The following is a 26,940-nucleotide window of genomic DNA, read 5'->3' on the forward strand; positions in this document are numbered from 1 at the left end:
AATTAACTAGTCACTTTTTGAAGGCCGTTTTTTAACGCGATTTCGCTGGCCAAATTTAAATATGCCACGGCTCCCTTGCCGTCTGCATCAAAGGCGATGGCAGGCATTCCAAAACTCGGAGCCTCACTGAGGCGCACATTTCTGGGGATAATGGTGTCGAAGACCATATTTTTGAAATGAAGGCGAACTTCCTCTACCACTTGATTGGAAAGTCGAAGCCGGACATCGTACATAGTCAAAAGAATCCCTTCAATTTCCAAATCGGGATTGAGGCGGGTCTGAATGATTTTGATCGTATTGAGCAATTTACCCAGCCCTTCCAGGGCAAAGTATTCGCATTGAACCGGAATGATCACCGAATTGGCAGCGGTAAGCGCATTGATGGTAATCAATCCCAGAGAAGGCGAACAATCAATAATGATAAAATCATACTCTTCCCGAAGTGGGGCGATGACTTCTTTCATTTTTTCCTCCCGATTATCCATATTGATCATTTCGACCTCTGCACCGACTAGGTCAATATGGGAAGGAACCAAATGAAGGTGTTCGATTTCGGTTTTCAGGACGATATCTTTGACTTCATTTCCATCTACCATGCATTCATAAATGCTGGTATTGATCGATTTGGGATTGTGTCCGAGACCAGAAGTTGTATTTGCCTGTGGATCTGCATCGATGACAAGCGTTTTGTATTCAAGGATAGCTAAGCTCGCCGCTAAATTCATAGCTGTGGTTGTTTTTCCCACTCCACCTTTTTGATTAGCTATGGCAATGACTTTTCCCATGGTTCGGTTTAAAATTTAATCTCAATATTAAGCAAAATCCGTTCTTTATCGGTTCCGATGTCGGCTTTTTTTCAGAATGGTTACTTGACATAGAATGTCAAAAGCAACCAAAAATCAAGAATAAAAGTGCAGCAAACCGATTATTTGACTACAAATCCAAAAAAAACTATCCGATACTAAGTGAAAATCTTTCCCTGAAATTTTGATGAATTTTAACGGTTTGATCTGAACTGAGAGTTCTGAATAAATTGGATTGGCAAAAAAAGTCGGGGTTGTTTTTACCCCGACATTTCATTTATTTCTTTTTGTTGGCTTCTGCTGCCTTCATGGCATCTTCCAATCGCTGCTGAAACTTGGATTTTTTCTTCGTAGCATTTTTGACTTTGTTTTCCTCTACTTTTTTACGGATTTTTTCATCATCCACAAAGAGTTTGATCAACGCCTGCTGTCCGAAGGTTACGACATTGGATACGAAATAATAAAAGCTCAATCCCGCCGGATAGGAGTTTAGGATAAACATAAACATGACTGGCATGATGTAGCCCAGATTTTTCATAGGACCAGCTGCTGTCGTAAGCTGATTATTGAAGTGCGTATACACAATCTGAGAAACCGTCATCAGCAAGGTAAACAAACTGACGTGTGAACCATAAAATGGAATGGTAAACGGCAATTTGATAAACTCATCATAGGTGGAAAGATCCTTAGCCCATAGGAAAGATTCCTGTCGTAGTTCGATCGCATTCGGGAAGAAAAAGAACATGGCAAACAAAAACGGCATCTGAAGCAAAAGTGGCAAACAGCCAGAGATCGGACTCACACCCAGCTTAGAGAAAAGCTTCATCTGCTCTTGCTGCATTTTGGTTGGGTCATCTCCGTACTGCTCCTTGAGTTCGTCGATTTCCGGCTTGATGACACGCATTTTAGCCATTCCCATGTAGGACTTATAGGTCAAAGGGAACAATGCAAGCTTGATCAAGAATACAATCAAAATGATGATCACCCCGTAATTGTTGAAGAATTTCTCCAAGAATTCAAAGAGGTTTACTATGATATATTTGTTCACCCAGCTGACGAAAAAGTAACCCATGTCCACATTTTCTTCAAATCCTTCGGTTACATTTTTCAGTACTTTGTACTTGTCTGGGCCGAAATAATGGCTATAGGCCAGTTCGCCATTTTCCATCGGAATGGTCAGGCTAGTCTGCATATTCCGAACAAATGAACTGTCGGTCGGAGTACTTTGCGAAATGCTTACATTTTGGAATTCCTGCTCAGTGATGATTGCTGCGGTAAAAAACCGCTGGCTAAACCCAACCCATTTGACAGGTTCTTCGATGGTCTCAGATTCTGAATCATCCCCAACGCCTAGGTTGTCATAAGTCCCCTCATTGGTAAAATAGTTCAGTTGTGTCTGACGGCGGGATTCGGCTAGGTCTCTTTCGTGGGCTCGGATTTGATCTTCCCAGTCAAAAGTGATTTCTCCACCAGAAAAAATATTTTGATAGCCGTCGATTTTAAGCGTTCGCTTGACTTCGTAGCTTCCCTCTGCAAGACTGAAGGTCTGTGTGATTGAACCGCTCTCCGTGCTGGCCTGAAGCGTAAGGATGGAGGTGGATTGGCCTTCCTCGTTTTCTGAAGTGGAGGTATTTGCTTGAAAATACAGATCATTCAGATTGATTGCTCCATCAGTCCCGGGGAGAATCAAGTTCATCGTGGAGGTTTCCTCGTCAAATAGGACTAAAGGCCCTTCATCCCGGCTTTTGTATTCTTTGAGAATCACCTCTTCGATGGCGCCCCCTTGATTGGATATTGCGACTTCAATCTGCTCATTTTCGAGGGTAAATAGCTCTTCTTCACCAAGAGTCAGGCTAGCCAAGGCGCCGAATTTAGCCACTCGGTCTGCATCGAGCGTACTGTCATTTTGAGCGATGGGCTCCGTGGGAGCTACTGGCTGAGGTGCTTCACCTGCGGCTGTTTCAGTGGTGGTTTCCGTCTCTACAGGAGGGATTTCGGGAGTACTCGCAAAAAAGATAGAGTAGACCAGAATAACCGCGGCAAAGAGGATCAGACCTGTCGCTTGATTTTTGTCCATAGGTAATTAATATGCCCGAAATCGGGGTTGTATTTACTTTACTTTCTTATTGTCAATAGCCGCTTCAATAAATTTTTTGAAAAGTGGCTGTGGATTGAGTACTGTGCTTTTGTACTCGGGATGAAACTGAACCCCTACAAACCAAGGATGGTTCTTGATCTCAACGATTTCTACCAGATTTGTTTCTGGATTTTTTCCGGTAGCTACCATTCCGGCGCTTTCCATTTCGTTGATATATTGATTGTTAAACTCATATCGATGCCGATGTCTTTCCTGTATTTTGGATTTTCCATAGGCTGAATATGCTTTAGAAGCTCGTTTCAGTTCGCAAGAATACGAACCCAATCGCATAGTCCCACCCATTTGGTCGATATTCTTCTGCTCTTCCATCAAGGCAATGACCGGATGCGGGGTGTGAGGTTCCATTTCCGTGCTGTTGGCATCTTTGAGATGGAGGACATTCCGTGCAAATTCAATGACCGCAACCTGCATTCCGAGACAGATTCCAAAAAACGGAATTTTATTTTCGCGGGCATAGCGTACAGTTTCGATCTTGCCTTCAAAACCCCGTTCACCAAATCCCGGAGCAACCAGGATTCCGTCCAAATCTTCTAATTTCGATTCGTAGTTATCCGCATTGATTTCCTCTGAGGAGATCAGCTTAAGGTTGACCTGACATTCGATCGCTGCACCGGCATGGGTAAATGCCTCAATAATGGATTTGTATGAGTCCGGTAGGGATACATACTTTCCAATCAAGCCGATGTTTACCTCCTGAGTTGGATTTTTGAGTTTGCCCAAAAAGTCTTTCCAGTTTTCCAGATCGGTATTCTGCTTGGACGAAAGCTTCAATTTACTCATGACTCGCTCGTCAAGTTTTTCCTTCTTCATCAGAAGAGGGACATCGTAGATGGTTTCTGCATCCATGGCTTCGATGACCGAGTTGAGCTGGACATTGCAGAAAAGCGCCAGTTTTTTCTTGACATCCATAGGGAGGTGGTATTCGGTACGGCATACCAGAATGTCCGGTTGAATTCCCGCCTCCAAAAGTTGTTTTACTGAATGTTGGGTTGGTTTTGTTTTTAGTTCTTTGGCGGCTTTGAGAAATGGGATGAGTGTCAAGTGAATGACTAGAAAATTATGAGGTCCTAGATCCCATCTTGCCTGCCTTACTGCTTCGATAAAAGGAAGCGATTCAATATCGCCCACGCATCCACCGATTTCGGTAATGACTACATCAAATTTCCCATCCTCACCTAATTTGTAAAAATTACATTTGATTTCGTCTGTGATATGAGGGATGACCTGGACGGTTTTTCCGAGATACTCCCCTTTACGTTCTTTCGTAATGACGTTGTTATAAATCCTTCCCGTGGTGATGTTATTGTCTTGGGAAGTTGTCACGTTTAGAAAACGCTCGTAATGCCCTAGATCAAGATCAGTTTCTGCACCATCGTCAGTGACGTAGCATTCCCCATGTTCATAGGGATTAAGCGTACCCGGATCGATGTTGAGATAGGGGTCAAATTTCTGGATGGTTACCGAAAAACCTCTGGCTTGCAAAAGTTTGCCAAGAGAAGCGGCGATGATGCCTTTGCCGAGTGAGGAAGTCACTCCGCCGGTGATGAAGATGTATTTGGTGGATGAAGCCATAAGAATGGTGCAGGGATGAGATTTGATTGAATTCTTATGGGGCTCAAAATTAGGAAAATTATCCGATTCCTCTGATTAATTTTTGCATCTCTTGGAAAATGAATTTCGGATTTAGGATTATACAGTTAGTTTTTCAGGAGTGAATTCTTCGGCTGCTTTCTAGTAATTTATCTCGCATTCGGCTTGATAAACTATGCTACTTACAGGTTTTTTATTTTGATACTAGGGATGGAAGATGAGTAGTTTATTCTAGAATAAAACTTCATATTTTGTCGTTAGACTTAGATTATTACCATGGCTTGTTTAACCTGTTCTCGCTAAAAATTGATGTGATTTGAAATAAATAATGAAGGAGATTGTTTAAAAAATGAATAGTGAAAATCAAATCTGGAGCAGTTTCTTTCGGCTATGGTAAAATAGCATAGACTCCCTTGATGATTTTATTAAATTTTAACTTAAAGAATTTAAAAATAGAGATTAAATATATATCTTGCGGTAGTTTTTTATCAAATACATAATTCTATTAATCATGAGAGAACTTATCAAAGAAGCAATCGCCGATCTTAAAAAGAATGAAGGCTTTATTTATGTAACTTCTGAAGGCAAAAGAATTGATCTTCACGAAGCAGCTACTCGGGGAATTCCTGTCACTCCAGTCAATCCAAAAGATGATGTTATCAAAAAATTGGAATCTGCTGGATTGTATGTTACAGATGGTCGTTTTATGAATGATTTAAACGAATTGGTAGGTTTGATTAGCGGAAATTCAACTGGAAAGACTTCTAAAAGAAGAACTTTTACAGACGCTGAGAAATCCAAAATACTCGAAGAGTGGAAAAAAGTAGAAGCTGCTGGGAAAAAGACCAAAGCTGCTTTTGCCCGTGAAATAGGGGTAGGTTATCAAACCTTCATCAACTGGTTGAGAGGATAATTAATCTAAAGCAAAATAAAAAAGGGGACGAGTTCCCCTTTTTTATTTACCTCATTTCCGAAAGTTTATTCTTAATCAGGATTACAGCCACGCTTAAAGTGATAAATGCCAAGGTAGCTTGCATCATGATCCCGGTTTTTACAAATTCCGGTAAACTAGGCGTGGCAAAAGAAAATGATATAGAAGGGAGTGTTAATTCTGGAAACTCAACAAACATTTTGGTCCAAATACTTTCTATTGGACTTTGGAAAAATGATAATAATATAACGACTGCAAATATAGAAGCGATCATGCCCCATTGTTTTTTAGAAATTATTGGTTCATAGGTCGTTATACTTTTTTTCTCCTCTAGCCTAGACATGACTGATCGCAAAATGTCCTCATGGGGAGATTTAGGACTAGCTTCTTGAATCCATTTGAATAAGGGATCATGCTCATTTTTCAACCGATCATTCATGATATTTTCAAGCTTTCTTTATGATACAAACTAGTGATTTCTTTTAATAAATTTTTTCGGCCGCGGTGGAGAAGAATCTTTATGTTTGATTCAGAAAGTTCAGTGATTTCCACTATTTCTTTGATGGATTGTTCGTCTAGGTAGAATAGTGTCAACACAGCTGATTCGGCGGACTTGAGTTTGTCCAGAGCTAGCTGAATCATCTGCTTTCGCTCATTCGCTTCCAGCTCGTCCAGTCCGGTTGGAAAATCACTCACCTCCTGAAACTCCTGATCTATTTCGTCTAAACCTAGCAGTTGACTTTTTTGTCGACGCAGTTTGCTCAGAGCTTCGTGATAAACAATTTTATAAAGCCAGGTTTTGAAGCTGGATTTTCCTTCAAATGAATGGAGGTGATGATAAATTTTGATAAATGAATCCTGTGCGACCTCCTTGGCATCTTCTTGGTTTTTAAGAATCCTCAAGGCCAGGGTATAAGCAAAAGACTGATACTTCATGACCAATGGTCCAAAAGCCTGTCGGTCTCCTCTGATGACAGCGGCGATATAAGTAGCATCTTCTTCGAACTTCATTTTTTACTTGGATGCAGGAAGTATGTAAAAAGTTACAGAATTTTTTTTCCCGTTTGTAACCTTTTGCCGCAGGCTGGCATCCAAGAAAGAAAAACTAACCAAAATTATCATGGCTTCAGATATTCTAATTCCCTTCTTCATTTTCTCCTCCATTTTCGGGATTGCGTATGTTTACTTTACCACCCGAAACAAAGAACGACTCGCGCTGATCGAAAAAGGTGCAGATGCTCGTCTCTTCAATTCAGGAAAGCGTTTTAGTTTTGGTGAAATCATCCTTAATCTAGCGCTTTTGTCCATTGGAATCGGAGTGGGTGTCTTAGTCGGTGCTATGCTGGAGCAGGGAGGAATGGATTCTGATGTTTCTTTTCCTGCCAGTATTTTCATTTTTGCGGGGATTGGTCTTACGGTCAGCTTTTTTGTGAATCGTAAATTATCCCAAAGCGAAAGTTAATTTTCTCAAAACAACAGCCTAAAATGCCTCTTCCTCAGGGAGAGGTTTTTTTGTTTTCGCTCCGCTCTCAATAATCTGATTATTTTTGTGAAAAAATTACATCGCATTGGACCATTCCGTACTTGTCAAATTATTTCGTGATCAGGGGTTTATTACTATCCGGGAGGGAAACGGTAAATCCATAACCCTCATCAAACCAGAGGACTGGAAACAAGACCAGGGAAATGAATGGATATATTTACTGTTTGATTTGTTCCAGATCAGGACTATTTCGGAGCAATTTTCAGAGGTGTCTTTGGACATCGTGGAGTTTGCCTCCAAACCCACGATCTACTCGAGTCCTGCAAATAACCGGGTTCCTGCGGACTTGAAAAATGACGGACTGATCAGATTTTCCCTTATCCGTGATCCCGATTGGAATAAATTTTTGTTTCAACTTTCCCAGCCTGTCCTAGCCAAACTGGACTCTTCCAATATACCTGATGTGGAAATCAAAAATTATTTCCCACTCTATGGTCCTAATGTCAAAGAAATTTATCTCGGTGCCGAAGGCGACGTGAAAATCATCAAAGGATGAATTTTAGCAAAGAACTAAACCAAAACGAATTATTTGAAAAAGTTGCTTTGGCTGCTCAAAAGCTGAACTTAGAAACCTATGTGGTAGGAGGTTTTGTCCGTGATCTGATTTTGGGGCGCCCGAGCAAGGATCTGGATTTTACTTGTGTGGGCAGCGGAATCGCCCTAGCCGAAGAAGTGGCCCGGCAGTTTGACTACCATGTTCCCTTGTCTTTGTTCAAAAATTTTGGGACAGCCATGCTTAAAGTGGGAGACAGCGAACTGGAATTTGTCGGAGCTAGAAAAGAATCTTATCGCAGCGAAAGCCGGAAACCCATTGTTGAAGATGGAACTTTGGAGGAGGATTTGGAGCGAAGGGATTTTACGATCAATTCGATGGCTATTTCACTCAACTCGGATAACTATGGGGAGCTCTTGGACCCCTTTGATGGGCTGGGTGATTTACGCAAGAAAATCATAAAAACGCCGCTCGACCCGGAGGTTACCTTTTCTGACGATCCCCTCCGGATGATGCGAGCGGTGCGATTTGCCAGTCAACTGGAATTTGACATCGATGCAGATACGTTTTTTGCCCTCGGTCAGCACGCCCATCGCCTACGGATAGTTTCTGCAGAGCGGATTATCGTCGAATTGAATAAAATTATCCTGACAGAGAAGCCTTCCTACGGCTTCAAATTGCTATTTGTGGGCAAACTCTTGCATGAGTTTTTTCCCGAAATGGTCGAACTCCAAGGTGTCGACTCTGTGGATGATAAATCCCATAAAGACAACTTCTACCATACGCTACAAGTCTTGGACAATGTCAGTCAGGTCACCAATGATCTTTGGCTGCGATGGGCTGCGATTCTACATGATATTGCCAAACCTGCCACCAAGCGGTTCAACTCCAAGGTGGGCTGGACTTTTCATGGGCATGAGGATAGAGGAGCCAGAATGACTCCTGCTATTTTTAAGCGTCTAAAATTGCCCATGGATGAGCGGATGCGGTATGTGCAAAAGTTAGTCAGGCTTCACCTTCGCCCGATAGCGCTGGTAAAAGATGAGGTAACTGATTCGGCTTTGAGACGCTTGCTGTTTGATGCCGGCGATGATATTGATGACCTGATGAAGCTCTGCCGTGCGGATATCACCTCAAAAAACAATAAAAAAGTCAAGCGATACTTGGAGAATTTTGACAAGGTGGAGCAGAAGCTTCGGGAAGTCGAGGAGAAAGACCATGTCCGTAACTTTCAGCCTCCAATCAGTGGGGAAGAAATCATGGAAACATTGGGTCTCGAGCCCTCAAAAATCGTAGGGGAGATCAAAGAAGAGATAAAAGAAGCTATATTGGAAGGCAAAATTCAGAATAATCCCGAAGAAGCTCGACGATTGATGCATCACCTAGCCCAAGCGAAAGGCTTGATAAAACCCTAAAAAAAATAATAACTAAAAACAATTATTGTATATGAAAAGTGTAATCACCTTACTGGTTTTGGTCATGACCCTACACATGAGTTATGGTCAGGAAACAAACGATTCGATTCCAAAATTAGATTCCAAAACAAAACGCATACTTAATATCGAGGATCAGGCCGCTTATCAATTGGCGATGCGGTACAATGATCCCGGCATGGCAAAAACCAAATTGTATAATCTGATCATCCGAAACCCGGAGAATTTAAGATTTCAAGAAGCCTTGGGAAGCCTATATTTTGAGATGGGTGAATCCACCTCTGCTGCCTTGGTTGCTTTAGATATTCTTGAAGTTAATGATAAAAGCATAGGCGCATTGGAAATAGCCGCCTATTCCCTGGAGCAGGTAGGAGCATTGGATCGGGCTTTGCCTCATTTCGAATCTCTGTATTTATTAACTGGGGATAATTTCAGTCTGTATAAGAGTGGTTTTTTGCAGTATAGCCTAAAACGTTATGAAGAAGCGATGAATTCCGCAAATTTATTGGTAAGAGAAGCTAAAGCTGATGAAAAAATCGGATTTCCAAAAACTCAAACGGAAACTCAAGAAGTGTTAATGAAAGCTGCAGCACTTAATCTGAAAGGAATGATTTATCTGGAGCAAGGTTCCAAAGAAGATGCTAAAGTAGCTTTTGAGGAAGCAATCCAATTGGATCCTAGTTTTGATATGGCCAAAGAAAATCTTCAAAAAACTCAATAAGAATAAATCAGCGTCATAAGAAACCGGCCTTTGGTCGGTTTTTTTTGCTCAAATAAAATCCAAAATGATCAGATAAAAAGGATGTAGGCGAGAGTGGTAGTAACGATCGATAATCCAAAACTTAACAAAATAATCTTACCGTAGTTTGTGACCCATTGTTTGACCTTACCACCATTCATGACGACCAATTCACTTTTAGGTTTGATCACTTCTTGAATGATAGCAAGGGTTCCAAGAAAATAAATCAATAGGATCAATATAAAGCTCGCGACTGCCTCCATTTTTCAAAAGTAACAATGCAGGACTTTCTTAAAGAATAATATTAAAAAGTTAACGATTTGATAATAAAGCAAAAGCGGCTCACTTCTGTGAACCGCTTTCTGGGTTTTATTTATTTCACTGCGATAGGATCTGGATCTCCATCTGGATCTCCGTTCGCCGTACCGTCAGTTTGGGGAGTGCCGGTTAGAAGAATTCCCGCTACATGTGGAGAAGCCATCGAGGTGCCGCTGTAAGTGGCGTATCCACCGGGGACAGTTGACTTAACGGCTACTCCCGGCGCGGCATAATCTACTGGAGGATTTCCGAAATTAGAAAAGGATGCAAAGTTATCACTAGAATCAATTGCCGACACGGTATAGATATTATCTCCGTTTGCTCTTGCTGGGGATGAATTACTCGCATCTTGAGATTCATTTCCAGCTGCTAAAGCTACTTTCACTCCAGCGCTAGCCATACTGATGACAGCTGCGTCAAGTGCATCAGAAGCTGGGCCTCCCAAGCTCATATTTGCTACGTCACCAGGGTTGGCATTGGCAGTGACAAAATCCACCCCAGCAATCACTCCTGAATAGGAACCTGATCCTCTACTGTCCAATACTTTGATCGGAACGACTGTCGCACCAGCGGCTACTCCTATTACCCCAATATCATTATCATTGGCGGCGATAGTTCCAGCTACGTGTGTGCCATGACCATTTCCGTCTACACTTAGATTCGCATCTTTTCCTTTGGTAAAGGCATTGAATCCAGCACTTGCATCTACGGTGAGGTCTGGATGACTTGCGTCTATTCCTGAGTCAATCACATAAGCTTTAGCAGACCCAGTGTAAGCAGCGCCTCCATTTACTCGGTTGATTCCGTAAGGAGTTTCCTGGGTAGGATCACTTCCTCCTCCTCCTGGACCTTTGCCTGAAGGTGGGGCTAGGGCAACTATTCTATCGGGCTCGATAAGCTGGACCGCAGGATCTTTGGATAATTCGTTGAATTCTTCATCACTCAAACTAACCGAAAAACCTTCGATAGCATTGGCGTAAACATGCTCCAAATTGCCTTCAGCGATGCGGTATTTAGTCAAGAGTGCCGTCCCGATCTTCCGCATTGCCGTTTGATTGGCCGCATAATCCTTGGTTTTTCTAAAATTCAGTTGATTAGGATTCAATCGTACAATGTACTGCCCTGGGATGATATCTCCGTTTTTAGCATTTACTACTTCTTGGAGTGGACCTGTCAACGTAGGACTTTCTTCCATTGGCTGGCAGGCAAATGTCAGCCCACCCAGCATTAGCCCGGCATATAGGGCTGGTTTTTTCCATGAATGTTTGTTCATAAGGTTGGTTGATTAATGAATAAAATTAGGTTAAACGGTACTTATTCGAAATAAGTGGTTTAATATGGAATAAAAATTCCAATTGTCCTATTGAAAAGCTGAAAAATAGCGAAAGAAAATATTCATTTAAATTGAAATGATTTTTGATCGCAGATAAATGAGTTTCATCCCTGAGCAAGAAAAAAGCCCCTTGGGGTAGGGGCTTTAATTTAGTTTTTGTGAAGACTTTTAGATTCTATCATGGTTCCGGCTCGGGTTTTATGATCCAGTGTACTGCCTAGGTCAATGCGGTCGAGCTTTTCAATTCTTCCAGAGGAAGGCGTTCCAGTAATTTGCTCGATGGCTGTTCTTAGTAGCAATTCATTGACATCCCCAAATTGCCGTGCTCGTTCTTGATTTTCTGTCACGGTGATGTTGGGCGTAAAGCCTTCCGTATAATCCGACTCATCATCGCTGTTGAAACTTTGAGTCACTATAGGCAGGATCCCGTAGCTATTCTCCGGGTTTTCATCATCTTCAAAGGGAATAGAACCGACGTTTTTACCAGTGGTCACATCTCCGATCAAAAACACGTCCATGTAAGGTCTGAGTCCATTGATAATCAATTCAGAGGCAGAGGCTGTTCGTCCAGAAGTCAAAAAATACACTCGATTTCCAGATAATGTATTTCCAAGATTTTGCTCTTTTGTTCTGAACTCAGTCTGCACATCCTGAAAATCATCAAATTGACTCAAGAAGCTGTTGTATTTTGTTTTCGAAAAAACAGATCCCTCACCCACACCGGGAGCGATCAAACTGGCTAAGTTGACAGCAGAGGAAACAAAACCCCCGCCATTATATCTAAAATCAACGATCAAATGATCAATCCCTTCCGCTTTGAACTCCGCAAAAATTGCATCCATTTCCTGATCGTAAGAGGTACTGTTGTTGCCAGAGCCAGGAGCAAAGAAATGATAGACCACATATCCAATCTTTTGATTTTCGATGGTATAAATGCTGTCAAGGAAGTTGGGATTTTCGGCCAATTGAACGGGAGTTAATTCGAGGTCGCCCTGGCTTTCATATTGATCACTTTCCTCATTAAACCGCAAAAAATTAATGGTATGGGTACTTGATATTTCACTGAGAATGGTCTGAAAATTATCAACATTCATTTGCTGCCCGTTGATCGTTTGGATGATATCCCCTCGCCGCAACCCTGAATCTTTGGCAGGGCTGTTACGCTTTACATAGCTGATTTGGGCGATTACATTATCACTTTCGGCACTTTCTCGGTAGAGAATAAATTCATATCCCGCTTCGAGTTCGATACCATTGAGTGAATTGATTAACTCTTGAAAATCTGGATAAATCACCGAGAATCGGTCTGTCGGACGGAAAAGCAAGGATTCGAAGTAATCTTCCGGATCTGACTCTTCGGCAATTGGAGTACCGATATCATCCAGCCAATAATAAACTTCGTCCATTACGTCCTGAATCCACTGGTTTACCGCGGCATTTGACCCCGGGTCTACTTGAGGGGTAGGTTCTTCTCGATCCTTACAGCTGATCGAAAGTCCGAGGATAAGGAGTAAAGTTGAATATTTGAGTAGTTTCATATTCTTAAGCATGACAAATCCAATAAACTAACGCTGATTTCAGATAGATGTTTTGCTAGTAGGGAGAACCAAAGGAAACGTCATGTGTCTGACTATCCAGGAGTTTTCCCGCCTCACATTTCAGCACTCGATAAGGGTATTTTCTAAGGAGATCATGATTATGGGTAGCCATCAACACAGCCGTTCCTTTTTTATTAATCTCCTGAAAAAGCTTGAAAATCCCGTCAGCGACATCCGGGTCCAAGTTTCCGGTAGGTTCATCAGCCAATAAAATCGAGGGCTCGTTGAGCAATGCTCGGGCAATAACCACCCGCTGCTGCTCTCCGCCGGAAAGCTGATGGGGCATTTTCGAAGAAGAATTGTTTAGCCCTACCAGAAGGAGAACCTCGGCCATTCGTTCTTTGATTTTTCCTTTGTCTTTCCATCCGGTGGCCTTCATGACAAAGGCTAGGTTTTCGGCGATAGACCGATCATTAAAAAGCTGGAAATCCTGAAAAATAATTCCCAGTTTCCTCCTTAGAAAAGGGACTTCATTATTTTTTATTTTGTTTAAATCAAAGCCGGCAATTTCTACCTTCCCGCTTCTGAGGGGTAGATCCGCATAGAGTGTTTTGAGCAAGGAGCTTTTTCCGCTTCCCGTTTTTCCGATAAGAAAAACAAACTCATGTTGCTCCACGGAGAAGCTTACATTGCTCAGAATAGGATCTATTCCCTGAAAAATCGTGGCCTGGTCGACCTTTAGTACTGGTTGGGTGGCAAAATCCATCTGCTGTTAGAGTTCTAGTTTTTGTAATTTTCCAAAGGGAAGGTTTTTGATCAAGTTTTCCAATGCCTCCTCTTTCCCTTCCAGACCAAATTTTTCGATGTTTTTCATGGGACGGTCGGCTCTAAAATAAGCCACCAAGACAAAGTTTTCGTCCCGAATCTGTATGTAGTCGGGAATTTTTGCTTTTCCTTTTACTTTGATAATGTACATGGTTTTTTCCAAAAAAAGCGGTTGACCCATTAGAGGCCAACCGTTTTGATTTTTTATTTGCCGGCGGCTTTGGCATGATCTGCCAGAAACTGTGCCAAACCTGAGTCTGTCAAGGGATGCTTAAGCAATCCGGTGATTACTTTTAGCGGACAGGTAACGACATCTGCACCGATTTCGGCGCATTTGATCAAGTGCATTGAGTGGCGAACGGAAGCGGCCAATACCTCAGTGGCATAGCCGTATGTTTGGTAGATGTGGACTATCTGCTCGATCAGCTCCAATCCGTCAAATGAGATATCATCCAATCTGCCGATAAATGGGGAAACATAACTTGCTCCCGCTTTGGCTGCCAATAAGGCCTGACCTGAGGAAAATACCAAGGTACAGTTGGTCCGGATGCCTTCACCGTGGAAATATTTGAGCGCTTTGACGCCATCTTTGATCATCGGGATTTTGACCACGATTTTATCGTCGATTTTGGCCAGTTCCTTTCCTTCCCTGATCATTCCTTCAAAATCGGTGGAGATTACTTCCGCACTGACTTTGTCGTCGACGATATCGCAGATTGCTTTGTAATGTGCTCGGACATTTTCGTCACCGGTGATTCCTTCCTTTGCCATTAGCGAAGGGTTGGTAGTTACACCATCAAGAACGCCTAAATCGTATGCTTCACGGATTTCGTCAAGATTGGCGGTGTCAATAAAGAATTTCATTTTAAGAAGGTTTTAAATAGATGAGAAAGATAAATGGCTTGACAGGTGGTCAATCCGATACTAAACGTAACAAAGTTAAAAGATTAATCCCGTTTGGAAAGCTCAAAAATTAAAGCTTGATATTTTTCAGGGCAAAAAAGAAGCGGCATCGCACCGCTACAACCGCTTACCCTTGCTTCCTTCCGGACCTGGGGGATTCAGCAGGAGCTGGTCGTGCCGCTAGGTCACAAAGGTACGCTAAAATCCACTTAAATCAATATTCGGGATTATTTCTTTCGGGTAGAATCCCTTTTGGATTGATTATCAATAGATTTAAAAACGCGGTATTTAAAAGTTTTTGATTCTTTTGACTTTTATCTCCAGTTTAGTTTAGGCTTTGATTCAGATTTTACCCTGACGTTTGCTTTTGTAAGTTTTGAAATTTGATCTAATCTTTAAAAGATATTGCAAAGTTTCGTTTCAAATTGGTTCAAAGGAATTATTTTTACTTAGATAAATTTTGTATTGCTTTTCACTTGACCTTCTTTCAAACTTAAAATTTACCATGACTATATCAGCAGACGAACTGGCTCCCGGAAGTAAAATCGCCCATCCGAAATTTGGTTCGGGAATGATCCTTTCTGTCGATGAAAAATTTTACAAAATTTACTTTTACCAATCTGAGGAAATCAAACTACTCGCTAGAGATTTTGATGGCTTTACCGTAGAGGAGGCCAAAAAACCGGATTTTCCCATGCTGACGATGCGCGATGTGGAGAGGGCAATACGGGAGGCTCTGATTGCTACATCGGAACGAGCACCGATTGTGCCTTTGGGAGGAAAGTGGATCGGGGGATCAATCAATATTTTGCCGGGTGATCCAAGCCTTCAAAGCAAGGAAATCCCGATGGATTCTTTTTTTCATAAAATTGTCATGGTGAGAGAGAAGCTTCGGGTTTTGGAGCAAAATATCAACAACCACCCCAAACTAGATGACGAAGACCGGGTGCACCTTCAGCAATACATTACCCGATGCTATGGTTCATTGACCACCTTTAATGTGCTGTTTGCATACAAAGAAGATCAGTTTAAAGGGAGTAGTGGAAAAGAGTAAGTATCTGGAAAGAAACTTATGGTTTAACTATTTGATTTTTAATGATTTTTTCGATTGATAGCATGAAAAAAAATCTCAATTTTGTCTTTGTTATCCTTTAGTAAATATGGCGGAATCGGAATTTTTAAACAAAATAATCTTGGTGGACGATGACCCGGCTTTTCATCTGATAGCTAAGAAAAATCTTAAAAAAATTGAGGTAAACGTACCTTTCCAATCGTTCTATACGGGAAGAGAATTGCTTCAAAATATCATGGATCAAAAAGATGAGGCAAGACCGGATTTCTCCAATTTGGTATTGTTGGATCTCAATATGCCGGATATGAATGGCTGGGAATTTTTGGAGGCTTTTTCACAATTGGATCATTCCATCCAATTGGGATATTACATTGTAATTCTGACGAGCTCTATCTCACTGGAAGAGCGAAACCGGGGTTTATCCTATCCCATGGTCAAAGGGTACTATCACAAGCCGATGAATAAAAATGGCATTCGGGGCATATTGGATGATTATTTGGCCAAAGTCAATCCCGAAATTTAGGCTGAAGCACTCGGTAATTTTACCATTTCTGACCAAAAACCCTCTATGGCACTGACTGCATCGTCAAACGACTCCATATCGACGGGTTTGGTGATGTAAAGATTGGCAAAAGACTGGTAGCTTTTTTTGATGTCATCAGGAGAAGAAGAAGTCGTGAGGACGATAATCGGAATATGCCTGGTCTTGTTGTTGTTTTTCAGCGTTTTCAAAACTTCATGTCCATTTTTGAGGGGCAGGTTGATATCCAATAAAATCAAATCGGGACTGACTTCTTCCTTAAAGGCACCTTTTTTGGTCACAAAATCAATCCCTTCTTGACCGTTAGTTGCCACTGATATTTTTTTGATAAAGGGACGATCTGAAAGTACCTCCCGGATCAATAAAATATCACCCTCATTATCCTCAATCAGTAAAATGTGCATTTTCTTCGTATGGTTTTTTAGGTAAGGTAAAAGTAAAAGTACTTCCTACATCTAGTGTTGATTCGACCCAGATCTTTCCGCCCAAGCCTTCTATTATTTTTTTAACTATTGCCAGCCCCATTCCAGTCCCATTGTATTCTTCTTTTCGGTGTAAGCGTTGAAAAATAACAAAAATTTTATCAAAGTAATCGGATTTGATACCGATACCATTGTCAGAAACTGAAATGGTCCAATAAGTGGCAAGTTCTTTACAGGTGACTTCTACGATCGGAGGGACATCGGGTTTACTATATTTGATAGCATTGCCGATAAGGTTGTGAAGGACCTGTAGAAGTGGTGAAGGGTAGCTCTTCACTTTCGGGTGTCCATCAAAGATGAGTTGCCCGTTTTTTTCTTCCAACACCCGCTTTTGGAGTAGCCCAACTTCTTTGACAAGCTCCTGGAGATCGATGGGTTTGATTTCCTCCTCTTGTTTGCCAACGCGTGAAAATTCCAAAAGATCCAAAATAATCTGACGCATTCTTACTGCCCCGCCTTTGGCAAAATCGATGTAGCGAAGCGCTTTTTCATCCAGTTGGTCTTGATAGCGTCGCTCCAGTTGGGTTAGAAAGCTGGAAACCATCCGAAGCGGTTCCTGCAAATCATGGGAGGCGATGTAGGCAAATTGTTCGAGTTCGGAATTTGAAATCGCCAGTTCCTTTGCCTGTTTTTCCAGATTTTCATTGAGTCGCTTGAGGGATTCCTCGTAGGATTTTCGCTCGGTGATATCCGTCATAGCCCCAATCGCCCTGATGGGGACGCCATTCGTATTTCGAATAAATGAGGCTCTGTCTGTGACAAAAGAATAAGTGCCATCTGATTTCAAAAACCGGTATTCCTCGATCCAATGATTGGATTCCGATCCTTTCATCATTTCTTCAATTTTATCCACGATTCTAGGCCTGTCCTCTTGATGAATCAATCCGATGAGTTTTTCAAATCGGGGTTGGAAAATATCCGGATCGTAGCCAAAAAGCGTCAGGAATCCTTTTCCCCAAAAGAGCTGATCATTTTGGATGTCATAATCCCAAATCGCGTCATTAGTTGCTTCGGCTACCAGTTCAAAGCGCTCATTGGAAGCTTCCAATTCTGCCTTGGCTAATTTTTCACTGGTGACATCTTTAAAATACACGGTAAGTCCCATCTCTGAGGGAAAAACCGAAACATCAAACCAGCGCTCAAGCTTGGCAAAATAGTCCTCAAAATGCTGAACGTTCCCGGTTCTCATGGCCTTTTGATAAAAGTCACGGGAAACTGGATTTGCTTCATCATCGAAAACATCCCAAAGATTTTTCCCTAAAATTGATTCTCGGGAAATCTTCAACATCTGCTCAGCTTTATAATTCCAATAGGTCACGTTGAACTTGAGATCCAGTGCAAAAAATCCATCCCCAATACTCTCAAGAATAGTATTCCGCTCTTCCAAAAGCTCCTGCAAATCAATTTCAGCGACTTTTCGATCATGAATATCCTGAAAACTTCCATAAGCCCTAAGCACCAATCCATTGACGACCTGAGCATTTCCGATGCAGCGAATCCATTTGGAATTCCCCCTTGGTGTGGTCAGCAGCAACTCGATGTCAAAACCCTCTCCAAAACGAATCAATCGCTCCATGGCCTCTCGGGCATGATTTTTATATTCCCCCTGATAGAATGAATAAGCGAAATCAAGTTCGATTCCCTGCTTGTCGGATTCCAATATTTCCCGGGTGGTGTTGGACCATTGGAGCAATAAAGGTTCTGCGTCAGGAATTACTTCCCAACTGCCGATTTTGGCCATTCTTGCGGATTGTTCCAGTAGGTTTTCCAGGTTTTTTTGGTCAGTAGTATCCATGACTAAGCTGTCCCAAATAATCCTGCCGTCAGCCATGCGATGCGGAGTACCGACTCCTTTGAGGTAGCGGATTTTACCATCGTGAGAAAGGACCCTCCATTCACAGCTCCAGTTGCTGAGGTTGCGGGCAGAATCTTCGATGCTTTTTTGCAGGTTATCGAAATCTCCACCCATGGCCACCTGAGTCCAAACCAAACTGCTGTCCCGCTCGCAATCTTCAGGACTCAATCCCCAGATTTTGTGGGAACCGCGACTGACGTTTCGAAGCTTATTGCTCCCGTCAGGAAATAAAACGTATTGGAAAATGACTCCGGGAACGCTATCCGAAACGCTCTTGAAGCGCATCTCCACCATTTTCCGTTCGTGAATATCCTGAATCGAACCAAAAACCCGAATGCATTTCCCATCCACAAATTCCGCCTCACCAATCGATCTTATCCAGCGTTCTTTTCCTTTTGAGGTAATTATTGGGGCTTCAAATTCAAAGTTTTCTCCAGTTTCAATAGCCTTTTGAACCTTTTCACTGACCATTTCCCGATATTCTTTTCTATAAAATTCTATTGCATTATCGATAGTAAGTGGAGTGTTTTGATCAGTTTCGTGGATGTCGTGAGTCATCCATGACCACTTGATCTCATTTTTCAAAAGATTGACCTCCCATCCACCTACTTTGGAGAGTTTGGAGGCATTGTGGAGCAATTCCTCCAGTTTTTTGAGCTCAGTGATATCCCGACCAAAGGCAAATACATTAGAGTCGCTGCCAAAGATTCCCGAGGAGCTCCAAGAGATAAAGCGGTATTCTCCTGATTTGGTCCGATACCGATTGACAAAGTTACGCGCTAAGCGATCCCCTGTTTTAGTTTCACTGTATTCCTTATTGGTATTGGTCAGGTCATCCGGATGGACAAATTCGACAAAGGGAGTATGGGTTAGCTCTTCTGCCGAGTAGCCCATGATTTGGCAGAAGGCAGGGTTGACTTTGGTGAAGTATCCGTTGGGTGAGGCGATAGCTAGGATATCAGGGGCATTTTCAAAAAACTCCATGAGCTCTTCCTCTTGCTGTTTTCGCTCGATTTCTTTTCCCAAGACTTCTTGGATGATCTGAAGAATGGACTGGGTATTGTGGTCTTTTTCAAGATCTGAGCTGGAAAGAATGACAAAGGACCCGATCATTTCTCTGTCAGATTCGATGGGAATCCCAATGCCGGATTTCAACCCAAGTTCTTCGGCGGATTTTGACCGAATGAAATCGGTGTTTTTTTCCAGATGATTCCAGACCTGAACCTTTCCTGATTTTAAGGCTGCTCCAGGAAGACCTTGGCCACGAGTCAATTCAGTGATGGCAAGGTCATTTTTATAAATAGATGAATATTTGTTGTCTTTAAGGCTTTTCCCAACCAATTTGAGCTGGGCTCGATTGGAGCTTTTCAGCCAGATTTCAGCAATTTCAAAATTTCCGAATTCCGCAATGAGCTGACAGATTATAGGATAGGTTTTTTTCAGGCTTTGATTCGATTTAAATGACTCCGAGATCTTGGCTTTCAGTTCTTTTTGCTCTTGTTCGATGTAAAGCTGAGTTTGATCTCTGAGTACCCCGATCATTCGGATGGCTTTTCCAGATGCATCCCTGATCATAAATCCTTTTTCTTCCACAAAGGCATAGGTATTATCTCCTTTCAAAAGACGGAAGGTATTATCCCATCGGGACTGATGGGGATTTTTGATGAATTCCTCCCATTCTTTTTCTTTTTTTCCTCCATCCTCTGGGTGCATCAGCTTGCTCCAATGCTCCAGGGTGAAATCCTCTAAATCGATCTGATGGCCAAAAACCCGGGTGAAACTTTCTCCCCAAGTAAAAATGTCTTTCTCCACATCCCAGTCAAAAATAGCCTCATTGGTAGATTTGTTGACATATTCGTATCGCTCATTTGAGCTTCGGATTTTCTCCAAGTAATCAAACTTAGCCATCAAAATGGACACGAGTCGGTGAGTCCGTTCCAAAGTTTCCAGTTCCTTAGGAGATGCGGACTTAGGGTAGGGGAAATAGTAAGCAACTGTCCCGATGACCTGAGATCCTGCCGAAACCACCGGGAAGGACCAGCAAGCACCGATTTGATGGCGTTTGGCCAATTCTCTGAAATCTTGCCAATAAGGGCTTTTTTGGACATCCTCTACTATGACATTTTCCTTGAGAAAGGCTGATGTGCCACAAGAGCCTTGGTTCAACCCAATAGGCTTTCCTTCGATTTCAGCAATATATTCGATTGCTAGGGAGGGAGAACTCAGGTTGCGGAGTTTATCATCTTTGATCCGAATAATGGATCCTTTGAGATCCGGGATCAAGCCTTCGAGTTGGAGTATCAATTGATCAAAAATTTCTTTTTCGGATGCATTCTCTTTAAAGCTGGCTTCCATGGCTTGCTTTTCGATGGCTTCCAAAGTTCTGAAGTAATGTTCCCGGCTGATGTCCCGCATCGCTCCCACGGCGCGAATGGCTTTTCCTGTTTTATCCCTTAGTATGATGGCTTTATCATAGACATACGCGTAGTCTTGAGGTCCCCGCAAAAGTCGAAACTCCATTTCCCAGACTTCCTGGTTTTTGTTTTTAAGGGCAGCTCTAAAGCTGTTTAGGACCCTTTCTTTATCCTCTGGGTGAATGGAATTGTTGATCAAATCATTATTCTCTTCTTCCGATTTAACCTGAAAGTTGAAGCTTTTGCGAAAGCCATCTCCCAAGAAAAGGGAATGATCTTTTGGATCGTAGTCCCAGATGCTCTCGGAACCGGCTTGCATGACGAGCTGAAAACGTTCATTGCTTTTTTTGAGGAGATTTTGTGCATGAATCACCTCGGTGACGTCCACGGAATTGACTACGATACCTTCGATATCGGGATCATCCAGCAGATTGGTAGCTACGCTTTGGAGCCAACGCCAGCCATCATGCTGATGCTTTAGCCGAAAGGGTTTTTCCTTGATTTGCTTTTGGGTTCCTATATTTGAAAAATCCCGATTTACTTCTTCCAGATCTTCGGGATGGATAAACTCAGTACCGTTCTTCCCGATCAGTTTGGCAATAGGTAATCCCAGGAAGGACTCATAGTTAGGGCTAAGGTATTTGTATATTCCGTCTTCGTCCAAAACGGCTACCAAATCAGCACCTTCCTGAGCAAGCGCTTTGAATCGTTTTTCACTTTTTTGAAGGTTTTCTTTAGCGAGATATTCGGCCGTGATATCCTTAAAATTATCGACAATCCCATTGATGACCGGGTCATGAAGCATATTGGTGATCGTCGCAGAAACCCATCTCCAGGAGCCATTTTTGTGCTGTACGCGAGCAGTATGACCGGAAAGAGATTTCCCAGGCTTGGTTAAGGCTTCTTGAAGTTGTTTTTCTACTCCAGCAAAATCATCCGGGTGGACAAGTTTGTCCAGACTGATTTTCATCGCCTCGGATTCAGAATAACCCAACACCCGATGAATAGATGGGGAAACGTAAGTTGGTTTTCCGTCTAAACCCAAAATGGCAACGGCTTCATCACTGTTTTCAACTAGCGTCCTGAACCGTTTTTCACGTTTAATTATCTCCTGATTTGCAATAACTTGCCCCGTAATATTTGTATGCGTCCCAAACATCCGAACGGGTTTGCCTTCCGCATCCCAATCCATCACTTGCCCGCGGTCCAAAACCCAAATCCAGGAACCGTTTTTATGCTTCATCCGGACCTCACATTCATAAACTTGGTTTTTGCCTTTGAGGCAGCTTTCCAGCCAGAGATCGGACGTTTCCAAATCTTCTGGATGAATAAATCTCAATCGGGTTTCACGGGTGATTTCCCCCAATTCTTTTAGAGTGTAGCCGATCATTTCTGCCCAACTCTCACTGTAATTCAGTTCATTTTTGGCAATATCCCATTCCCAAGTACCGACCTTGGTGGCTAGAATAATATTATGTAGGCGAAGGTGCTCTTTTTCAAGTTCATTCCTGATTTTCTCCAATTGGGCTTTATGCTGATTGAGTTCCAGTAAATGAACAACCTGGGAAGCGAGTTTTTGTAATCCTTGGAGCTGTGTGTCGGAGAGTTTGCGGGGCTTTTGATCCATGACACAAATACTACCAATCAGTTCACCTTTACTTCCTATGAGTGGAGCTCCTGCATGAAAAGCCACCCCGTCCGCAGTGTTGACAAGGGGATGATCCAGATAACTGGGATTTTTTTTAATATCCTCCAAGACAGTGATGTCGCCCGGTTTATCCAAAAGCTCCCGACAGAGGGATTTTTTAATCGACATGGCAGGATGTTTTATGCCTTTACTGGCTTTAAAAACCTGTCTGCCATTGATAAAAAAGGAGATAAAGGCATAGGGGACTTGGCAGAGCTCACTAGCCAGTGATACGATATCATCAAATTCCCTTTCTGAAGAGGTATCTATGAGCTTTTCTAGTGTAGAATCAGGTTTGCCATTTTTTTCAGAATCCGTCATGCTATTTCCGTGAATAAAAAAGTGTGTTTGGTATTTTATCTTCAATGTAAGGATATTTTAGAAAAATTAAAGAGAGCTAATATCGAAAACATTTTGAAGTCTGATAAAATATCAGTGAAGTGCTTTTTCATGCGATTATCGACTCAGCCTTGATCAGCCTTTTGAAGTCGTAAAATGGGAAAAAATGCTTTTTCCGTAATTGGAAAAAATTATATTACTCCATATCCGTTTTTAGTTCAAGGAATAAGATAGCTAAAAGTAACGACGAAAAAGGACTATCTTAAGAACCATGATTAATCCAAAGTCCCGGATGGATTTCTGAGTGGAAACTAAACTGAAATTAAATAAAAGAATCATATTGTGCATGTTGCAATTTTTAGAGATATTTGACTTATCGATTTTTATACGATTTCTCAATCCCCCTAAAAATGATGAATCCCGATTGGTCAAAAGTAATAAATAATGCCGTGGAGGTATTGCAAAAATCCGATAATGGTATTGTCTTACTGGATATGTATAACAATATAATGACTCCAGAAGAAGCCGCTTTTAATAAAATCACCGTTACGCCTTACAATGCACTTAAATTTATTCAGCAGCAGTTTGCTTCACTAGGTTTTGATATTTACAAAAAAGAAAACCGAATAAAAATGATTGCCTTGCTGGAGGAAATAGATAGGCAAATGAATGAAAAGCGGAAAGCAAAATTTTGATTTCGATTAATTTTTATTGGTAGGTATTGGTATCGTTTTGAAGGATCAATTTTATTAATCCGCAATACATTCAATTTACCAGTGAATTATTCTTAACTTTTACGCAAGGGTTGCGAGTAATAAGTGATTCTTGCATAAGAAATAATTCTAAGCACATTTACCCAGCTTTTCAGATGAGGTTTTGGAATGCGTACAAAAAAGTCATTTGGAATAATTTAGACCTTAAGGACCTGACTGTCCAAGGGCTGACTTTTTGGCAAAACCAACTTTTTTATATCACTCTGATCTATTTGATTCCATTTAGTTTGGTGGTGTTTTTTCCGGGGTTGTATGTGGCATATCTGGAGGAGCGATGGTTTTTGATTGGAAGTGATATTTTCCTGATGGGTGTTTTGGGGATCATAGCTTTTAGTCCGTGGCCAAATGTGAAGGTGAAAAAATCCCTTTTTATCTTCTTGATTTATTTTTTAGCAACGGTACTGATGATTGAACTGGGACTTTTGGGGCCTGGATTGATGTACCTTGTGGGTGGCGCCGTTTTCACTGCCTTGCTTTTGCCTAGGTCCTTTTGGAAATTGTCAATCGGTGTCAGTCTATTGGTTTGTCTTCTTTATTATTTGGCCCAGGGAATGTCTTGGGCTTCTATTCCTGAAGATCAAAAAATAGCATTTATTCCCTTTTTGGCGGTGATTCTCAATGTCTTTTTTGTCAATGCGATCATTGCGATTCTTCTTCCCTTGCTTCTTCAAAAAATGGAAGAAAATCTACTACTGCAGCGAAACTTGATGGAGCAATTAGAACAGAGTAACAAGCGGCTTGATAGTTCTCTGAAGAAACTGGAATTTTATAATCTCAGTATGGGGCAATTGGTCAAAGTGACCTCTCAAGAACTCCAAGAACCGCTACGGATGATTTCCGCTTTTCTGAAGCGAATCAAGGATAAATATTACGATCGATTGGATGAAAAGGGGCTGACCTTTATTGATTTTGCCATGAAAGGCGAAAAGGATGTGCGGGATATCGTGATGCGGCTTTGGGAATTTTCCATCGCTGAAAAATCCGAATGGAAAGTAGAAGCTATCGATCTCAATCAACTAGTTCAGGAGATCATTCTCACCCACAAGCGGGAAATCGAAACCTATTCGGTGCACATTGAAGTAGGATCACTACCTAATTTAAAAACGGATAAGGATATGATTACGGCCATATTCACCAATCTTCTGATGAATGCGGTGCAGTTTTCTAAACCAACTGAGGAAAATAAAATTGAGATAGCTTTTACTGAATTGAAAAATGAGTTGGTTTTTGAGTTTGGTGATAATGGAATAGGGATAGAAAAGGAGCAGATTGATAAAATCTTTTTGGCCTACAAACGAATCCCAATCCAAAACTACAAGCGCAAACGAATAGGTCTTGGTCTTCCTATCGTAAAACGAGCAGTGGAAGCCTTGCAAGGCGAGGTATGGGTGGAATCAGTTTTTGGAAAAGGGACCACAGTTTTTGTTTCTATCCCCAAGCACCTCCGCGAGGATTACCCGATAGCGGATATGAACCTCGTCGAGAATTGATTGCTAGCTAAGGGTTATTGATTAGGCCTCGGCAAAGCTGCTTTGGTAGCGATCAGCCATTCAAATAGCTGTGTCCTGAGGTCAGCGGCTAGCTGTGGTTCTTTTGCAGCAAGATTTTGCTTTTCCCCAATATCATTTTTGATATTGTATAATTCTACCTGCTGACTTTCATAAAAATAGATCAACTTCCAGTCACCTTTTCGAATCACCGAACCCGGGTTGCCTCCCTGATTTCCATAGTGTGGATAATGCCAGAAAAGCGGTCGATCTCCCAGTTTTCCAGAATCAGTAATTAGATTTTTCAAACTTTTGCCGTCTTCATCTTCGGCTTCTCCGCCTATTCCTACCATATCCAAAATCGTAGGCTTCAGATCCATGGAAATGACCGGAGTTTGGATTTCTTTCCCTTCCTGCAATTCCCCCGCCCAATTCATGATTAGCGGCACACGAATTCCACCTTCATATAGCCAACCTTTTCCAGCGCGCAGCGGCAGGTTACTTGTGGGACTTCCCTCTGCGGTGGATAGGCCGCCATTGTCTGAAAAGAAAACGATCAGAGTGTTTTCCTCCAAGCCTTGCGCTTCGATTTCGTCGAGTACTTTTCCGATGGCCTGATCCATAGCTTCGACCATTCCCGCATAGATAGCATTCGCTTGGGTAGTTCGGTTTTTATTATTCCATTCGGGTTCGAAGCGATCTTCCAAACCCATTTCTGTCCGTTTTTTTATATATTTTTCTTCCAATTCAGGTGTGGTCATGAGAGGAGTATGCACCGCATAAAAAGCCAAATAAGCAAAAAATGGCTCATCGCTGTGCTTTTTGATAAAATTCACCGTTTCATCGCCAAGTCGATAGGGGAGGTATTCTCCATCGGGTCCATCTTCCAGTCGGGGATTATTGTAGGGAGAAAAGTACTTATTTCCGGTGGAGGGAGCTCCTTTGCTATTTCCGCCTTTATTGATTTCAAATCCCTGATTTTCCGGCCAGAATTCCTCGGTTTCGCCCAAATGCCATTTTCCGGCAAAGAAAGTCCGATAGCCCGCATCCAGAAATTCCTCTGCCAGTGTTTTTTCTTCTAAAGCCATATTCGGCTCGTAATGCGCGGGTTTGAGCGGCTTGTCTCGCGTCCAATGCTGGGAGATTTCATCCGGCTGCGGAGCACCAAACCAGTCCGTATTGTAGGTTTTGGAGGGATATTTTCCGGTCATGATGCTAGCTCGAGTAGGTGAGCAAACCGGAGAAGCGGTGTAGGCTTGGGTGAATTTTATTCCTGATTTTGCCAGTCGGTCCAAGTTGGGCGTTTCATAAAATTGGCTTCCCGCATTACTCATGTCCATCCAGCCAAAATCGTCTGCCAGAATAAATATGACATTGGGCTTTTCCCTCTGCTGAGCCAAAGATGGAAAAGCTGTGAATATCAAACTGAAGCAAAGGATCAGATTTTTAGACATGATGACAAGAGTGGTTATTGGAAATTAATACTAAGACTCCTTTTCGAAAATCCCTAATTGAATTTTCAGGAATCATGGCCTTTGAATGTTCAGTCCTTCGAAATGAATGATTTCACCCATTTTTAAGATCGTCCGGAATAGGTCTTCTCATGATATGATGAGAGCTGCACCTTGATTTTTACTTTTTTGCCTTCATCCGATGAGTTTTTTAGAAGGATATGACTTTTGG

General features: G+C 42.0%; 23 protein-coding genes and 1 other RNA gene. 9 read left to right on the forward strand and 15 right to left on the reverse strand.

Features of this window, described 5'->3' with window-relative positions; all coding sequences use genetic code 11:
- Positions 1 to 2: 2 nt before the first annotated feature.
- From BM043_RS00275 to BM043_RS00285, 3 genes are all read right to left on the reverse strand, one after another.
- The gene (locus tag BM043_RS00275; protein ID WP_092788246.1) at positions 3 to 785 is read right to left on the reverse strand and encodes a ParA family protein; all 783 of its coding nucleotides are present in this window, start codon (positions 783 to 785) and stop codon (positions 3 to 5) included.
- Positions 786 to 1,080: 295 nt separating this feature from the next.
- Entirely contained in the window at positions 1,081 to 2,880 is a 1,800-nt protein-coding gene (yidC, locus tag BM043_RS00280) for a membrane protein insertase YidC (protein ID WP_092788247.1), read from the reverse strand.
- Between the two features lie 33 nt (positions 2,881 to 2,913).
- Positions 2,914 to 4,533 carry a CTP synthase gene (locus tag BM043_RS00285; protein ID WP_092788248.1) on the reverse strand — a complete coding sequence of 540 codons (1,620 nt, stop codon included), beginning with the start codon at positions 4,531 to 4,533 and terminating at the stop codon, positions 2,914 to 2,916.
- A gap of 529 nt (positions 4,534 to 5,062) precedes the next feature.
- Between BM043_RS00285 and BM043_RS00290 the strand changes: the two genes are divergently transcribed.
- A complete protein-coding gene (locus tag BM043_RS00290) occupies positions 5,063 to 5,464 on the forward strand; it encodes a hypothetical protein (RefSeq protein ID WP_092788249.1) in 402 nt (133 codons plus the stop codon).
- A 46-nt stretch (positions 5,465 to 5,510) separates the two neighbouring features.
- On the opposite strand, the gene BM043_RS00295 is transcribed toward BM043_RS00290, so the two are convergent.
- On the reverse strand, positions 5,511 to 5,921 hold the full coding sequence (locus BM043_RS00295; protein WP_092788250.1) for a hypothetical protein: 411 nt from the start codon (positions 5,919 to 5,921) through the stop codon (positions 5,511 to 5,513).
- The gene (locus BM043_RS00300) at positions 5,918 to 6,493 is read right to left on the reverse strand and encodes an RNA polymerase sigma factor (protein ID WP_092788251.1); all 576 of its coding nucleotides are present in this window, start codon (positions 6,491 to 6,493) and stop codon (positions 5,918 to 5,920) included. The genes BM043_RS00295 and BM043_RS00300 overlap by 4 nt, the downstream gene beginning before the upstream one ends.
- Positions 6,494 to 6,602: 109 nt before the next feature.
- Here BM043_RS00300 and BM043_RS00305 point away from each other — a divergent pair, with 109 nt between their 5' ends.
- The 4 genes from BM043_RS00305 (at position 6,603) to BM043_RS00320 (ending at position 9,672) form a co-directional block, all read left to right on the forward strand.
- A complete protein-coding gene (locus BM043_RS00305; protein WP_092788252.1) occupies positions 6,603 to 6,944 on the forward strand; it encodes a DUF6249 domain-containing protein in 342 nt (113 codons plus the stop codon).
- Between the two features lie 106 nt (positions 6,945 to 7,050).
- On the forward strand, positions 7,051 to 7,521 hold the full coding sequence (locus BM043_RS00310; RefSeq protein WP_092788253.1) for a hypothetical protein: 471 nt from the start codon (positions 7,051 to 7,053) through the stop codon (positions 7,519 to 7,521).
- Positions 7,518 to 8,933 carry a CCA tRNA nucleotidyltransferase gene (locus BM043_RS00315; RefSeq protein ID WP_092788254.1) on the forward strand — a complete coding sequence of 472 codons (1,416 nt, stop codon included), beginning with the start codon at positions 7,518 to 7,520 and terminating at the stop codon, positions 8,931 to 8,933. The genes BM043_RS00310 and BM043_RS00315 overlap by 4 nt, the downstream gene beginning before the upstream one ends.
- 31 nt (positions 8,934 to 8,964) lie before the next feature.
- Complete coding sequence (locus tag BM043_RS00320; protein ID WP_092788255.1) at positions 8,965 to 9,672, forward strand: tetratricopeptide repeat protein; 708 nt, start codon at positions 8,965 to 8,967, stop codon at positions 9,670 to 9,672.
- Positions 9,673 to 9,740: 68 nt separating this feature from the next.
- Here BM043_RS00320 and BM043_RS19605 read toward each other — a convergent pair whose 3' ends face one another.
- From BM043_RS19605 to ffs, 7 genes are all read right to left on the reverse strand, one after another.
- Entirely contained in the window at positions 9,741 to 9,953 is a 213-nt protein-coding gene (locus tag BM043_RS19605; RefSeq protein ID WP_092788256.1) for a hypothetical protein, read from the reverse strand.
- A 110-nt stretch (positions 9,954 to 10,063) separates the two neighbouring features.
- Complete coding sequence (locus tag BM043_RS00330; protein ID WP_218144115.1) at positions 10,064 to 11,281, reverse strand: S8 family peptidase; 1,218 nt, start codon at positions 11,279 to 11,281, stop codon at positions 10,064 to 10,066.
- Between the two features lie 209 nt (positions 11,282 to 11,490).
- Entirely contained in the window at positions 11,491 to 12,879 is a 1,389-nt protein-coding gene (locus BM043_RS00335; RefSeq protein ID WP_092788257.1) for a S41 family peptidase, read from the reverse strand.
- A gap of 55 nt (positions 12,880 to 12,934) precedes the next feature.
- Entirely contained in the window at positions 12,935 to 13,645 is a 711-nt protein-coding gene (locus tag BM043_RS00340) for a cell division ATP-binding protein FtsE (protein ID WP_092788258.1), read from the reverse strand.
- Between the two features lie 6 nt (positions 13,646 to 13,651).
- Positions 13,652 to 13,855: a fructose-6-phosphate aldolase gene (locus BM043_RS00345; RefSeq protein WP_092788711.1), complete on the reverse strand. Its 204-nt coding sequence runs from the start codon at positions 13,853 to 13,855 to the stop codon at positions 13,652 to 13,654.
- A 53-nt stretch (positions 13,856 to 13,908) separates the two neighbouring features.
- Entirely contained in the window at positions 13,909 to 14,568 is a 660-nt protein-coding gene (fsa, locus tag BM043_RS00350) for a fructose-6-phosphate aldolase (RefSeq protein ID WP_092788259.1), read from the reverse strand.
- Positions 14,569 to 14,704: 136 nt separating this feature from the next.
- Positions 14,705 to 14,791: signal recognition particle sRNA small type (gene ffs / locus BM043_RS00355), an RNA gene on the reverse strand.
- A gap of 321 nt (positions 14,792 to 15,112) precedes the next feature.
- Here ffs and BM043_RS00360 point away from each other — a divergent pair.
- Both BM043_RS00360 and BM043_RS00365 read left to right on the forward strand, forming a co-directional pair.
- The gene (locus BM043_RS00360) at positions 15,113 to 15,661 is read left to right on the forward strand and encodes a hypothetical protein (RefSeq protein ID WP_092788260.1); all 549 of its coding nucleotides are present in this window, start codon (positions 15,113 to 15,115) and stop codon (positions 15,659 to 15,661) included.
- A 106-nt stretch (positions 15,662 to 15,767) separates the two neighbouring features.
- Positions 15,768 to 16,202, forward strand: coding sequence for a response regulator (locus BM043_RS00365; RefSeq protein WP_092788261.1), 435 nt, complete (start codon positions 15,768 to 15,770; stop codon positions 16,200 to 16,202).
- On the opposite strand, the gene BM043_RS00370 is transcribed toward BM043_RS00365, so the two are convergent.
- Positions 16,199 to 16,624 carry a response regulator gene (locus BM043_RS00370; protein WP_092788262.1) on the reverse strand — a complete coding sequence of 142 codons (426 nt, stop codon included), beginning with the start codon at positions 16,622 to 16,624 and terminating at the stop codon, positions 16,199 to 16,201. The genes BM043_RS00365 and BM043_RS00370 overlap by 4 nt on opposite strands.
- Complete coding sequence (locus BM043_RS00375; protein WP_092788263.1) at positions 16,605 to 22,979, reverse strand: PAS domain-containing protein; 6,375 nt, start codon at positions 22,977 to 22,979, stop codon at positions 16,605 to 16,607. The genes BM043_RS00370 and BM043_RS00375 overlap by 20 nt, the downstream gene beginning before the upstream one ends.
- Positions 22,980 to 23,407: 428 nt before the next feature.
- Between BM043_RS00375 and BM043_RS00380 the strand changes: the two genes are divergently transcribed.
- Complete coding sequence (locus BM043_RS00380; RefSeq protein ID WP_092788264.1) at positions 23,408 to 23,692, forward strand: hypothetical protein; 285 nt, start codon at positions 23,408 to 23,410, stop codon at positions 23,690 to 23,692.
- A gap of 173 nt (positions 23,693 to 23,865) precedes the next feature.
- Entirely contained in the window at positions 23,866 to 25,260 is a 1,395-nt protein-coding gene (locus BM043_RS00385) for a sensor histidine kinase (RefSeq protein WP_092788265.1), read from the forward strand.
- Positions 25,261 to 25,274: 14 nt separating this feature from the next.
- On the opposite strand, the gene BM043_RS00390 is transcribed toward BM043_RS00385, so the two are convergent.
- A complete protein-coding gene (locus BM043_RS00390; protein ID WP_092788266.1) occupies positions 25,275 to 26,711 on the reverse strand; it encodes a sulfatase in 1,437 nt (478 codons plus the stop codon).
- Positions 26,712 to 26,940: the final 229 nt, after the last annotated feature.

Source organism: Algoriphagus hitonicola (assembly GCF_900113375.1).
In the GTDB taxonomy this organism is placed as follows: domain Bacteria; phylum Bacteroidota; class Bacteroidia; order Cytophagales; family Cyclobacteriaceae; genus Algoriphagus; species Algoriphagus hitonicola.